The sequence below is a fragment of the Mesorhizobium sp. GbtcB19 genome, assembly GCF_019091085.1.
Lineage (GTDB): Bacteria > Pseudomonadota > Alphaproteobacteria > Rhizobiales > Rhizobiaceae > Mesorhizobium.
The window spans coordinates 1-13095 of sequence record NZ_JAGXJY010000029.1 but is presented as its reverse complement, the minus strand read 5'-3'; the positions used below and the strand labels follow the sequence as shown (position 1 = coordinate 13095).

Here is a 13095-nt window from a genome sequence, read left to right as displayed (position 1 = left end):
CTATTTCGGCAGGTAGGTCTCATAAGGCGTGTCGTTGATCAACAGGATCACGCATTCGGTGTCCGACAGGCAGGCATCGTCATGCATCTCGTTTGCCTTCTGGGTCCAGTAGGAACCGGGCGGCAGCTCGACCTTGGTCGCTTCGCCGCCTTGCATCTGCCAGTGCGCCCACAGGCCCTTGATGACCACGGCGCGGTAGTCGGCGGTGTGGGCGTGGACGGGCGCGCGCCAGTTGCCGGGAACTTTCAGCAACGTTCCGGCCGGGCCTTTTGCGCGCTCGCCCCAAAGCGCACCAAGGCGCTGTGGCTGGCCCGGCGCTTCGACGGCGTAGGGGATCTTGTCGGCGGGCAAGTAGCTGTCTTCGAGCGCAAAAGCCCGGCCCGGCAGGATGGCGGCTACTGCAAATGCAAGCGATGCGAGATGATTGGGCATGGCGATTTCCTCCGCCATTGAGCTTATGCCGTGCCGGCCGGCGCGGAATGGCGCGGCGTCCAAAAGACTTGGCAATTCCTCCAGCCTGGCAGCCCGTGGACCGGCGATGCCTAGGCTGGTTCGTCGCCTGCGATGTTGCGGAAATGGCTCGGCGCCACGCCCATCACCCGCTTGAAGGCGCGGCTGAAAGAGGCCTCCGAATCGTAGCCCAGCCGCGACGCCGCCACCGAAACCCGCATGCTGTCGCGGGCAAGCCACTGCCGCGCCTGGTGCATTCGCACGCGCAGCACATATTTAGCCGGCGTCTCGCCGACGACGGTGACGAAGCGCTGCGCGAAGGCGGAGCGCGAGGCGCCCATCATCCTGGCCAGCGCCTCGACCGTCCAGTCGCGCTCCGGCTGCAGGTGGATGGCGGCGAGCACCTTGCCGACATCCGGATTGCGCACGGCGGCGATCCATCCGGTGGCATCACCGCATCCATTTTCCACCCAGGAGCGGATGATGGTGGCGGCAAGCACGTCAGCCAGTCGAGCGAGGATGCCGCCGGAGCCGACGCGGTCCATCGTCACCTCGCCGGCCATCGCGTCGAGCAGATGCTGGATGCCCGGCGCGTTCGCCATCAGCTTATGCGCCTGCATCAGGTCGGGCATCATCTCCAGCAGCGGATGCGAGCCGTCGAGATTGAAATGCATGCTGCCGCAAAACAGCAGCGTCTTGTTGCCGTCGCAGCCATTTGAGACGTCATAGATGTTCTCGCAAACCGGCTCGATGGTGTAGCGGCCGATCGGCACCGGCGGAACGCCGGGCGCGCTCGCAAGCACATGTTCAGCGCCGCGCGGGATCAGCAGCGCGTCGCCGACCGAGAGCTCTATCCATTCCTTTGCCGGCGAGAACAGCCAGCAGCCCTGCTGCCCGATGAAATGGAAACGCGCCGCCTTCTGCGCGGGAAAGGAAACGGCCCAGGGTTCGCCCAGAACGCAGCGCCCGTAATCGACGCCGTCGAGCCGCAATCCGCGCAGCATATCGGTCAGCGGGTCGCCGGAAGCCTGCAGAGTGGTTTTGGACGAATTGTAATTCATTTCGGCGTTTCTAGCATGGAAACTCCAGTCGGTCACTCCCTATGTTGCACTGCAGCTAAATGTTGCGCCGCAACCAGATCAACTGACGAGCCGCCCGCCAGGCATGTAACGGGTGGAGCCCATGACTGGTTATCCCCTAGCTGGCGCCGCAGACAGAGCGGAGAATTTGCCATGACCGAACCCGCCACGGGCGCCATCGACGCCGCCCTCGTCAAAACCGAACCGGAGGAACGAACGGAACCGGCATGGGGCGCGGTGGTCTCGCTGGCGCTCGGTGTTTTCGGCCTGGTCACCGCAGAGTTCCTGCCCGCCAGCCTGTTGACGCGGCTGGCGCAGGACCTCGGCGTCAGCGAAGGCGCCGCCGGCCAGGCGGTGACGGCGACGGCGGTCGTCGGCGCGATCGCGGCGCCGACCATGGCGATCATCACCAAGTGGCTCGACCGCCGGCTGGTGATGTGGATGCTCTCCGCGCTGCTGATCGTCTCCAACCTGCTTGCCGCCTTCGCGTCCTCGCTCACCATGCTGCTTCTTGCCCGTGTCGTGCTGGGCATCGCGCTTGGCGGTTTCTGGTCGATGTCGGCCGCCATGGCGCTCAGGCTCGTGCCGATGCGGTTGATGCCGCGCGCCATGTCGATCATCCTGACCGGCGTCTCGGTCGCCACCGTGACCGCCGCCCCGGTCGGCGCCTATGTCGGCGATATCTGGGGCTGGCGCACCGCCTTCATGATCGCGGCGGTCGTCGGCGCGCTGGCGCTGCTGGTGCAGCTCGCCACTCTGCCCAGCCTGCCGCCGGCAACCGTCGCAAGCTTCCGCACGCTGATCGCGGTGCTGAAGCGGCCGATGATCCGCGTGGCGCTGCTGGTGGTGTTGCTGGTGGCGTCCGGACAGTTTGCCGGCTTCACCTATGTGCGGCCGTTCCTCGAGACGGTTCCGGCGATGAAGATCGAGACCATCTCGCTGGTGCTGCTCGCCTATGGCATTGGCGGCTTCTTCGGCAATTTCGCCGGCGCCTTCCTCGCCGAGCGCAACCTCAAGATGGCCGTCGGCCTGGCTCCGCTGCTGATCGCCCTGTCGGCGGTGGCGTTGCTGGTGCTCGGCGCCTCGCCGATCGCGGCGGCGGTCGCAGTCACCGCCTGGGGCTTTGCCTTCGGCGCCGTGCCGGTGGGGCTGCAGACCTGGCTGGTGCGAGCGGCGCCAGATCAGGCCGAGAGTGCCGGCGGCCTGATGGTCGCGACCTTCCAGGTGGCGATCGCGCTGGGCGCCATCGTCGGCGGGCTCCTGGTCGATCATGCCGGCGTCGCCAGCGCCTTTGGCTATAGCGGCGCGGCGACCTTGCTCGCAGCGCTGGTGGCCTTCCTGATGGGACCGAAGCAGGCCGCCGAGTAGCCGCTCGCTCTCTCAAGCATCGGTCCGGCGGCTCTCAGGAGCGCCGGGCCGATTGCGTTGCCTGTCGCTCAGGCCGCGCGGCCGTCGAACTCGAAGATTTCGATGGCGGTAGGGTCGATATCGTCCAGGCAGTTTATGTTGATATAGGCGGAGCGTTCGCTGCTTTGGCCGACATCCTCGGCAAACGGATGGATGCCGCAGGTGCGGCAGAAACGATGCGCGATCTGGGTCTTGCCGAAAGTGTAGCGGCCGAGATCGTCGCCCCAGGCGACCAGATTGAGCTTGTCATGCGGCACGGCCCATAGCAGCGCGCCCTTGCGCCGGCAGATCGAGCAGTTGCAGCGCACGGCCATGCCGAGCTCGCCCTGGACCTCGAATGCCACCTTGCCGCAGTGGCAACCGCCTTTGTACAGCATCAGCATCTTCCTATCGCTGGCAGGATGCAAAAGCACGCTTGCCGGGTTATCTCTTCGCCGGCCCAACATCAGGCCGTGCCTAAAAGACGTTGCAATTTTGCGGGGCCCGACATCGAAAATGCAATCCGTCCGCGACCGTCTTGAAATCATCCTGTCACGTCTTGCCAATCGCGCGGGGGACGAGAAGGTCTACACGAAGCTCTATGCCGAGGCGGCGCGGGCAGCCGCCGGCGCGTCCGATGCCCGCCGCGAGGCCGGTGTGAGCCTCGGGCCGCTCGACGGGCGCATCGTCTCGATCAAGGACCTGTTCGATGTCGCCGGCGAGCCGACGGCGGCCGGGTCGCTGATCCGCGCCGGCGCCGCGCCGGCGACGCGGGATGCGGCAATCGTGCAAAGGCTGCGTCAGGCGGGCGCCGTCATCCTCGGCAAGACCAACATGACCGAATTCGCCTTCACCGCGATCGGCGACAACCTGCACAATGGCACGCCGGGCAATGCCGCCGACGCCAGCCTGATCCCGGGCGGCTCGTCGTCGGGGGCGGGCGTCGCGGTCGGCGAGGGCACCAGTGAAATCTCCATCGGTTCGGACACCGGCGGCTCGGTGCGCATTCCGGCCTCGCTCAACGGTGTCGTCGGCTTCAAGCCGACGGCGAAGCGCGTGCCTTTGGCGGGCGCCTTTCCGCTGTCGATGACGCTGGATTCGATCGGGCCGCTTGCCCTCAGCGTCGCCGATTGCGCGATCGCCGATGCGATCATGGCGGGTGAAGAGCCCGCAGCGCTTCAGCCGGTCCCGCTCGCGACCTTGCGCATCGGCATCCCGCGCGGCGTGCTGTTCGGCGAGACACAAACCGAAGTAGCCACGGCTTTCGAGACTTGCATCGACAAGATCGGGCAGGCCGGCGCCCGCGCCGCCGATCTGTCCATCGATGATCTCATCGCCGAGATGCGCCTGGCAACCAAACGCGGCACGATCGCGTCGATGGAAGGCGCCGAAGTGCATGCCGACTGGCTGGCTGGCGGCGCTCCGGTGCCGGTCGATCCGCATGTCACCGGGCCGTTGTCGCGCGCGCTGGCCATTCCCGCCTCGGCCTATATCCGCACGATCCGCCGTCGCGGCGAGCTCGTGGCGGCCATGGCGGAGCGCCTGGAGCCGGTCGACATGCTGGCATTGCCGACCGTGCCGGTGCTTGCGCCGTCCCTTGCCGCCATGGCCGGTGACGAGGCGCGGCGCGACAGGACCGAAGGGCTGCTCTTGCGCAACACGCAAGTCGCCAACCAGTTCGATCTCTGCGCGATCTCGCTGCCGATGCCCGGCACCAAGCTGCCGGCCGGATTGATGCTGGTAGGCAGGCATGGGGAAGATCGGCGGTTGCTGGCGATTGCAGCGACCGTTGAGGTTTTGCTTGCAGGTTGAATGCGCCCGCGAGGCGCGAGCCTCAGCGCGCCGAGCAGTGCCCGCGCTCGCCGTCCTTCGCCGCGCGCTCAATGCCGGTCGCCACCAGCGTCGGCAGGCTGTATTGCTTGCCGTTGAAGGTATGCGGCCGGTTTTCGATCGTGCCAGCAACGACAAGCTTGCCGACATAAAGCTTGTCCGCCAGGTCGAGAGCCCTGTCCTGCTGCGGTAGGCCGTCAATGTCGACCGACACACCCTTGATGATCTTGCCGGAGGCGAGGTCGAGCGCACTGGTCGAAGGGCAGGGCGCCGTCACACAGCGCAGGCCGTTGTCGCACGGCACGTAGCTGCCTTGTGCGTCGGCGCGGGCTGCGGCCGCGGATAGACAGCAAATAGCGATCATGAGGGGGTTCGCGACACGCTTGCGCATTTACACGAAGGTCGTCGTCAAATCCGGGAAAATTGAGGCGAGCGTCAGCCAGCCGGAAAGCGTCGCCGGTAGTGCTCGATGACTTCCGCGTTGCGCAGGTTGACGGGCAGCTTGCCGGCCAGCACCAGCAGCGCCTCGCTCGCCGCGCCGACGCCCATGCGCATCATCGATTCCTCGGTGATGCCGGCCATATGCGGAGTGACGATGACATTGTCGAAGCCGAAATAGGGATGGTTGGGCGGCAGCGGCTGCGTGGAAAAGACATCGAGCGCGGCGCCGCCGATGCGACCCGTCCGCAAAACTTCGATCAGCGCCTCGTCGTCGACCACCGGCCCGCGCGAGACGTTGATCAGCAGCGCGTTGGGCTTCATGCGGGCGATGCGCTCGCGGCTGATCAGGCCGCGTGTTTCCTCCGTCAGCGGGCAGCAAAGCACGATGATGTCGCTCTGCTCGACAAGCGCGTCGATCGACAGGAAGCCGACGCGCTCGGGCGCCGGGCGCAGGCTGCGCGTGGTCGCCACGACATTGAGGTCGAAACCGTGCGCAGCGATGTGGCCGACGGCCTGGCCGACCGCGCCGAGGCCGACGATGCCGATAGTCTTGCCGGCCAACTCGCTGGTCGAATTGGCATGCTCGCGCCCGGCAAGCCAGCCCTTGGCGCGCAGGTCGCGGTCCATCACGCGGAAGCGCCGCAGCAAAGCCAGCGCGGTAAACATCACATGCTCGGCGACCGAGCGCGCGTTGACCGCCGGCACGTTCGCGACCAGCACGCCGGCGGCGGTCGCCGCCTCGACCGGGATCATGTCGACCCCGGCGCCGTGGCGGATCGCGGCGCGCAAATTCGCCGCGCCTTGAAACAGCTCCAGCGGCAGCGGCGCGCGCACGATGACGATGTCGGCGTCGTGGGCTTCGCTGGTCAGTGTCTTGGGATCGAGCGCCGAAGCGATTGCAAGCCGGCCTGCGCCCGCCAGCATGGCCGTGGCGCGCGGATGCAGCGGGTGCGTCGAAAGGATTTTGCGCATGGGCGTTCCATTTCCGCATTTGTGCGACGCCAAGCTAAACGCTTGGCTGCAAAATGCTCAACGGCATTTCACCGTTTATGGAAACGGCGAACTGCCCTGTCTCGTTGTTTCACGCAATTCCGGACGGAAAACCGTTTCACACTTTTCCTGGAAATTGCTCAGGCCTTTTCCAGCGCCGCGCTTTTCGGCTCGCTGCCGCGGCCTTCGATTATTCCCTTCCAGTAGCTCTCGGCGCCCTGCAAATGGGCGTTCATCAAGGCCTGGGCGAGATTGCCGTCGCGGCGCAGCAGCGCCTCGTAGATCTGGATATGCTCGGCATGCGAACGGACGCTGCGTTCGGGGTCGTTGAAATAGATCGGCAGGCGCTGCTCGCCCATCAGGTAATAGACGCTGCAGATGTTGTGAAAGACGCTGTTCTTGGTCGCGCGCACGATCTCGAGGTGGAATTCGCGGTCTTCCTTGGCGAGGCCTTCGCCGGCGGCGATGCGCTCCTCCGAGGCTTTCAGGATCTCGCGAAGGCGTTCGAAATTTTCTTCCGTGGCGCGCGAGCAAGCCAGCTCGGCGGCCTTGATCTCGTGGATCTTGCGCAGCTCGACCGTTTCGTAGATCTGCACCGGATCGAGCGGCAGGCCGGCGCGGGCGAAAAGCGCCAGCGCTTCCACGCTCGCCTGCTTGGTGTCGATATAGATGCCGGACTTGGCGCGACGCTCGACGATGCGCATGGCCTCGAGGATGGCGAGAGCCTCGCGGATCTGGCCGCGGCTGACGCCGAAATGCTCGGCCAGTTCGCGCTCGGACGGCGTGCGGCCGGACTCGTTGTCCGAGTTGGAGAAGAGATAGGCGGCAAGTTCCGCGAGAAGGTTCTTTTCTTTCATCGTCAAATACGTTGCGCGTGCGCCTCCAGGAACCGCTCGGAGATGGTGAATCCCAATCCAGGTTTTTCAGGGATCGCTATCATACCGTCCTTTGCTTCGACAGTCTCCTCGACGAGGTCGTGGATCATCGGATTGGCACCGAGCGAATATTCGATGATGAAGCTGGCGGGCGAGGCGGCACAGACATGCAGCCCGGCAAAGAAGCAGGGCGCGCCGGCCCACAGATGCGGGGCGAAGCGCAGGTTGAAGGCGCTGGCGAGGGTGCCGATCTTCATCGCCTCGCTGATGCCGCCGCAGAAGGCGGGATCCGGCTGGAAGATGTCGGCCGATTTCAGCACCGCCAGATCGCGAAAGGCGTAGCGCGTCGCCTCGCTTTCGCCGGTGGCGATCGGCGTGGAGCCCGAGGCGCGCACTTCGGCCATGCCCGGCTTGTCGTCGGCGATCACCGGTTCCTCGAACCAGGCAAGGTCGAGATCGGCGGTGAGACCAATGAATCGCTTGGCCTCGGCGACGGTGTAGGTGCCGTGCGCGTCGACCATGAGATCGACATCCGGCCCGATCGCCTGCCGCGCGGCGCGCACGCGCGCGGCCGAAAGATGCGGGGCGCCGTCCATGGCGCCGACGCGCATCTTCAGCGCCTTGAAGCCGCCTTTGGCGATGTAGGATTTCAACTGCTCGCCGATGGCCTCGGTAGAAGCCCAGCCGCCCGAGGCATAGGCCCGCATGCGCTCGACCTTGCGGCCGCCGATGAGCCGCCACACCGGCTGCCCGAGCGACTTGCCAAGAATGTCCCAGAGCGCGATGTCGACGGCGCTGATCGCCGCCACGCTCATGCCGCGCCGCGCCAGCTGCGGCATGGCATGGCCGGCATGCGCGGCCGTCTCATGCCGCACGCCGTTGTAGAGCATTTCCCAGATGACGCCGATGTCGGCCGGATCGCGGCCGATGAGCTGCGGGCCGATTTCGTGGTTGAGCATGTGGACGAGCGCGCCATAGCTGCCAGCGCTGCCGGCGGCGTTCTTGCCTTCGCCCCAGCCGACCAGGCCGTCATCGGTTTCGATGCGCAGGATAGCGGCGTCGAACGTCGTCACCTGACCGAAGTCGCTGCGATGCTGCCTCGCGACTTCGATCGGGATACGGACCCACCAGGCCTGGACGCTTTTGATGCGCATGTTTTCCCTTCGGCCTCTCCGCCCACCGGGCAGAAAGGACAGGTTCAGTCGGAGGCCTACTTGATCAGCGGCAGCAGCGTCTCGGCGGTGATGCGCATCTGGTCGGTGTAGAACTTCTCCGTGAGCACGCTGGAGCCGTGGTCCTGGATGAATTTGAGCTGCTCGGGCGAGATGTCGACCGGATTGCGCTCGACCATCTCCGGATAGGGCGCGGCCGGCGTGCGGTCGACGGGGGCAACGAACTCGTTGGTCAGCGCGCCGTCATAACCGATGTCCTTCAGCGTGCGCACGATTTTCGGCCAGTCGATCTGGCCAAGGCCGGCGGCGAAGCGGTTGTTGTCGGCGACATGGAAGTCGAACAGGCGCTTTCCGACCTGACGGATGGCGTCATAGACGTTAAATTCCTCCATGTGGATGTGGTAGGCGTCGAGGCAGACGCCGCATTCGGGGCTCACCGCATCGGCGAGCGCGAGCGCCTGGGCGCCGCGGTTGAACAGGTAGGTCTCGAAGCGGTTGAGCGGTTCGACGGCGATCCTGACGCCGACCTTCTTGGCGTGGGTGAAGCACTCACGCGTCGCGTCGACCACCCAGCCCCATTCCTCCGCCTCGGTGCCGTCGGGCACGACCTTGCCGACGGTGGCAGGCACCAGCGTGATGATCTCGCCGTCGAGCTCGCTCACCATGGTTAGCACGTCCTTGACGTATTGGACCGACCGCTCGCGCTGGCCCTGGTTCTTGGCAGCGAGGTTGCGTTCGCCGAGCATCAGCGTCACCGAACCCCAGCAGCGGATGCCGTGCTCCTTCAGGAGCGCGCGCGTCTCCTTGGTCTTGTACTGCTCGGGCTCGCCAGAAATCTCGATCGACTCGTAGCCGAATTTCTTGATGCGCTTCAGCGTCACCTCGAGTGGCTCCGCCCGCATCCAATTGTGCGTCGAAAGATGCATGGTCTATCCTTCCCAGAATTCGCCTGTCACGTTCACCCGCGACGCCTCCGTCCGAGGTGGCCGCATGTTTCCTCCCCAAGGCGTTGCCAGCATTTCTTCGAAACTGGTTCGACCAATTGGGCCTATGATGACCTCTACAGCAAATTTTCATGCGCGGCAAGAACGGGGAGGGCGAGGCTCAGTTGCATGATCAATGCTCTGATTTCATAAGATAATTTTTGAAACTCGGCGGCAACGCGGCGGCTTCCTCGTGGTTTTCAGGCGCTTGACCGACTTGCGAGATTTGGTAATACCAGAATGGCATGGCGCTGAGATGCCGGTAAGTTTGCCCAAACAGGCTGGCCCTCGCTCCAATCGACGCTATGCTTGGTTGCGAAAACAAACGAGGGAGGATGCCGATGCCGACGACGATGAAGGGTCCCGGCCTGTTTCTGGCGCAGTTCGCGGGCGATGCCGCGCCGTTCAATTCACTGGCCTCGATCACCAAATGGGCGGCCGGGCTCGGCTACAAGGGCGTGCAGATCCCGACCTGGGACGCACGCCTGTTCGACCTCGGGAAGGCGGCGTCGTCCAAGACCTATTGCGACGAAGTGAAAGGCATCTGCGCCGATGCCGGCGTCGAGATCACCGAACTGTCGACGCATCTGCAGGGCCAACTGGTGGCCGTGCATCCCGCTTATGACGCGCAGATGGATGGCTTCGCGCCGCCATCGGTGCACAACAATCCCCAGGCGCGGCAGAAATGGGCCGTCGAACAGATGAAGTTCGGCGCCAAGGCATCGCGCAATCTCGGGCTCAATGCCTCGGTGTCGTTCACCGGTTCGCTGGCTTTCCCCTACCTCTATCCCTTCCCGCAGCGGCCGGCCGGACTGATCGAGGAAGCCTTCGGCGAGCTCGGCAAGCGCTGGAAGCCGATCCTCGATGTCTATGAGGACAATGGCGTCGATGTCGGCTACGAGATCCATCCTTCCGAGGATGTGTTCGACGGCGCGACCTTCGAGATGTTTTTAGACGCGGTCGGCGGGCACAAGCGCTGCAACATCAACTACGACCCGTCGCATTTCCTGCTGCAGCAGCTCGATTATCTGGAGTTCATCGACATCTACCATGAGCGGATCAAGGCGTTCCACGTCAAGGATGCCGAGTTCAACCCGACGGGGCGGCAGGGCGTCTATTCCGGCTACCAGGGCTGGGTGAACCGGGCCGGCCGCTTCCGCTCGCTGGGCGACGGCCAGGTCGATTTCAGCGGCATCTTCTCAAAACTCACCCAGTACAATTACGATTCCTGGGCGGTGCTGGAATGGGAGTGCTGCCTGAAGCATCCCGAGGACGGCGCCGCCGAAGGCGCGCCTTTCATCCAACACCACATCATCCGGGTCACGGAGAAGGCGTTCGACGATTTCGCCGCCGGCACGACCGACAAGAAGCTGCTGCGCGCGATGATGGGGATTTGACCCGCGAATTTCCTTGAGAAGACGCGACCACGGGTCCGGGTGGGATTGAATTCCAAGCCGCAGCGGACCCTTATACCCCGCCCCGACGCTGCGCGTCGGCCCTCTCCGCAAGGGAGAGGGTGAGGAGCCAAAGAGGAGAGGACGAAAAAATGGTCGGCGCATCGAAGTCGGAAACAGGAGGCGGCCCGATCCGCTATGGCATGGTCGGTGGCGGGCAGGGCGCGTTCATCGGCGCGGTGCATCGCATCGCGGCACGCATGGACAACGATTTCGTGCTGGTGGCCGGCGCGCTGTCGTCGAATCCGGAACGGGCCAAGGCCTCGGCCGAGGAACTCGGGCTCGATCCGTCACGCAGCTACGGCTCCTATGCCGAGATGGCCAAGGCCGAAGCCAAGCGCCCGGACGGCATCGAGGCGGTGGCGATCGTCACGCCCAACAACGTGCATGTGCCGGCCGCGAAAGCCTTCCTCGAGGCCGGCATCCATGTCATTTGCGACAAGCCGCTGGCAACCTCGCTGGCCGAGGCGAAGAAGCTCGCCGCCCTGGTCGAGAAGACCGGCAAGGTGTTCGTGCTCACCCACAACTACACCGCCTATCCGATGATCCGCCAGGCGCGCGAGATGGTGGCCAAGGGCCAGCTCGGCGACATCCGCATCGTGCAGTCGGAATATCCGCAGGACTGGCTGACCGAGGATCTCGCCGCCACCGGCCAGAAGCAGGCCTCGTGGCGCTCCGATCCGAAACAGGCCGGCGCCGGCGGTGCGCTTGGCGACATCGGCACGCATGCCTATAACCTTGCCCGCTTCGTTTCCGGGCTGGAGCTGGATTCGCTTTCGGCCGATCTCGACGCCTTCGTGCCGGGCCGTCAGCTCGACGACAATGTCAATGTCATGCTGCGCTTCAAGCCGGTCGGCAACAAGCATGCGGCCAAGGGCATGATCTGGGCAAGCCAAGTGGCACCCGGCCATGAGAACGGGCTGAAACTGCGCATCTACGGCTCGAAGGGTGGGCTGGAATGGGTGCAGGCCGACCCGAACTATCTCTGGTACACGCCGTTCGGCCAGCCGAAGCAGCTTTTAACTCGCGCCGGCGCCGGCGCGATGCCGGTCGCGGCGCGTGTCACGCGCGTGCCGCCCGGCCATCCGGAAGGCTATCTCGAAGGTTTCGCCAACATCTACCAGGAGGCCGCCCGCGCCATCCGCGCGGCACGCAGGAAGGGCGGTAAGCTGGCTAAGGATGTGGTCTTCCCGACGATCGAGGACGGCGTCGAAGGCATGGCGTTCATCGAGGCCTGCGTGAAATCGTCGAAGAAAAACGGGGCGTGGACGAAGCTCTAGGGGCGCCGATATTCAGGTGAGGCGGGCCTGTGAACGGCGGCTTCCTGCGCTTCCGGTGCTCACGTACTTTAAGTACGCTCCGCTCCGGTTCTCGGAAGCCACCGTTCTCGACTCGGCCTGACCTGAATCTCATCATCCCTAGATCGTAGGTGATGGGGAGGGGTGTCGATGAAGATCGGCATGTGCATGTTCTTGTGGACGACCAGCGTCTCGAAGAAGCACGAGGCGCTGCTCAAGGACATCAAGGCGACCGGCTTCGACGGCGTCGAGATACCTGTCTTTGCCGGCGCGCCCGACGACTACAGGAGGCTCGGCGAAATGCTCCACCGTATCGGTCTGGAGCGCACCGCGGTCTCGGCGATGGGTGATCCGGCAATGAACCTGATCTCGCCGGATGCCGCCACGCGCAAGGCCGGCATCGACTATATGAAATGGGCGATCGACTGCGGTGCCGCGCTCGGCGCCAACAGGCTGAGCGGGCCGCTGCACTCGACACTCGGCGCCTTCTCCGGCAGCGGGCCGACAGCTGCCGAGAAGAAGCGCTCGGTCGCCTCGCAGCGCACCATCGGCGACCATGCCGGCAAGAAGGGCGTCACCATCGGGCTCGAAGCGCTCAACCGCTTCGAGTGCTATCTGGTTAACACCATGGCCGATCTGTCGGAACATATCGACGCGATCGACCGGCCGCACATCAAGGCGATGTACGACACTTTTCACGCCAATATCGAGGAGGCCGATCCGATCGGCGCCTATACCCGCAATAGCAGGAATGTCGTCCATATCCATATTTCGGAGAACGACCGCGGCGTGCCGGGGCGCGGCAACATTCCCTGGAAAGAGACTTTTTCCGCCATCCGCAAAAGCGGCTATGACGACTGGCTGACGATCGAGTCGTTTGGCCGCTCGCTGAAGGACCTCGCGGCGGCGACGAAGGTTTGGCGGGATTTCGCGGAGAGCCCGGAGGCGGTTTATCGCGAGGGATACAGGCATATCAGGGATGGGTGGAAGGCTGCCGCGTAGGCGCCTCTCCGTTCGTCATCCACGGGCGGAGCGGGAGCGAAGCGGACGCGGAGACCCAAGGATCCTGTGTGTTGGTTCTGGTGTATGGTTGAAGTGGGAAGGAGACCGAGTGGATCCTGGTCGTCCTTTCGGACA

General features: G+C 64.8%; 13 protein-coding genes. 5 read left to right on the top strand and 8 right to left on the bottom strand.

The features are described from left to right. Complete coding sequence (locus KVT37_RS29345) at window positions 1–432, bottom strand: DUF4437 domain-containing protein (protein ID WP_217578519.1); 432 nt, start codon at window positions 430–432, stop codon at window positions 1–3. A 110-nt stretch (window positions 433–542) separates the two neighbouring features. Then, window positions 543–1511 carry an AraC family transcriptional regulator gene (locus tag KVT37_RS29340; protein ID WP_217578518.1) on the bottom strand — a complete coding sequence of 323 codons (969 nt, stop codon included), beginning with the start codon at window positions 1509–1511 and terminating at the stop codon, window positions 543–545. Between the two features lie 171 nt (window positions 1512–1682). Between KVT37_RS29340 and KVT37_RS29335 the strand changes: the two genes are divergently transcribed. Continuing rightward, on the top strand, window positions 1683–2897 hold the full coding sequence (locus tag KVT37_RS29335; protein ID WP_217578517.1) for an MFS transporter: 1215 nt from the start codon (window positions 1683–1685) through the stop codon (window positions 2895–2897). Window positions 2898–2965: 68 nt separating this feature from the next. Here KVT37_RS29335 and KVT37_RS29330 read toward each other — a convergent pair whose 3' ends face one another. Next, entirely contained in the window at window positions 2966–3313 is a 348-nt protein-coding gene (locus tag KVT37_RS29330) for a GFA family protein (protein WP_217578516.1), read from the bottom strand. A gap of 118 nt (window positions 3314–3431) precedes the next feature. On the opposite strand from KVT37_RS29330, the gene KVT37_RS29325 reads away from it, so the two are divergent. Beyond that, a complete protein-coding gene (locus tag KVT37_RS29325) occupies window positions 3432–4727 on the top strand; it encodes an amidase (RefSeq protein ID WP_217578515.1) in 1296 nt (431 codons plus the stop codon). Between the two features lie 22 nt (window positions 4728–4749). Here KVT37_RS29325 and KVT37_RS29320 read toward each other — a convergent pair whose 3' ends face one another. The 5 genes from KVT37_RS29320 to KVT37_RS29300 form a co-directional block, all read right to left on the bottom strand. Then, on the bottom strand, window positions 4750–5136 hold the full coding sequence (locus tag KVT37_RS29320; protein ID WP_217578514.1) for a DUF6748 domain-containing protein: 387 nt from the start codon (window positions 5134–5136) through the stop codon (window positions 4750–4752). Window positions 5137–5180: 44 nt separating this feature from the next. Next, the gene (locus tag KVT37_RS29315) at window positions 5181–6158 is read right to left on the bottom strand and encodes a hydroxyacid dehydrogenase (RefSeq protein WP_217578513.1); all 978 of its coding nucleotides are present in this window, start codon (window positions 6156–6158) and stop codon (window positions 5181–5183) included. A gap of 158 nt (window positions 6159–6316) precedes the next feature. Continuing rightward, complete coding sequence (locus tag KVT37_RS29310) at window positions 6317–7033, bottom strand: FadR/GntR family transcriptional regulator (RefSeq protein ID WP_217578512.1); 717 nt, start codon at window positions 7031–7033, stop codon at window positions 6317–6319. A gap of 2 nt (window positions 7034–7035) precedes the next feature. Then, the gene (locus tag KVT37_RS29305; protein WP_217578511.1) at window positions 7036–8205 is read right to left on the bottom strand and encodes a mandelate racemase/muconate lactonizing enzyme family protein; all 1170 of its coding nucleotides are present in this window, start codon (window positions 8203–8205) and stop codon (window positions 7036–7038) included. A 56-nt stretch (window positions 8206–8261) separates the two neighbouring features. Continuing rightward, on the bottom strand, window positions 8262–9149 hold the full coding sequence (locus KVT37_RS29300) for a sugar phosphate isomerase/epimerase (protein WP_112096661.1): 888 nt from the start codon (window positions 9147–9149) through the stop codon (window positions 8262–8264). A gap of 398 nt (window positions 9150–9547) precedes the next feature. On the opposite strand from KVT37_RS29300, the gene KVT37_RS29295 reads away from it, so the two are divergent. The 3 genes from KVT37_RS29295 (at window position 9548) to KVT37_RS29285 (ending at window position 12960) form a co-directional block, all read left to right on the top strand. Further along, window positions 9548–10603 (top strand): sugar phosphate isomerase/epimerase, encoded by a 1056-nt coding sequence (locus KVT37_RS29295; RefSeq protein ID WP_217578510.1) that lies wholly within the window; start codon window positions 9548–9550, stop codon window positions 10601–10603. Between the two features lie 149 nt (window positions 10604–10752). Then, window positions 10753–11940, top strand: coding sequence for a Gfo/Idh/MocA family protein (locus KVT37_RS29290; RefSeq protein WP_217578509.1), 1188 nt, complete (start codon window positions 10753–10755; stop codon window positions 11938–11940). A 168-nt stretch (window positions 11941–12108) separates the two neighbouring features. Further along, on the top strand, window positions 12109–12960 hold the full coding sequence (locus KVT37_RS29285; RefSeq protein WP_217578508.1) for a sugar phosphate isomerase/epimerase: 852 nt from the start codon (window positions 12109–12111) through the stop codon (window positions 12958–12960). The last annotated feature ends 135 nt before the right edge of the window (window positions 12961–13095 follow it).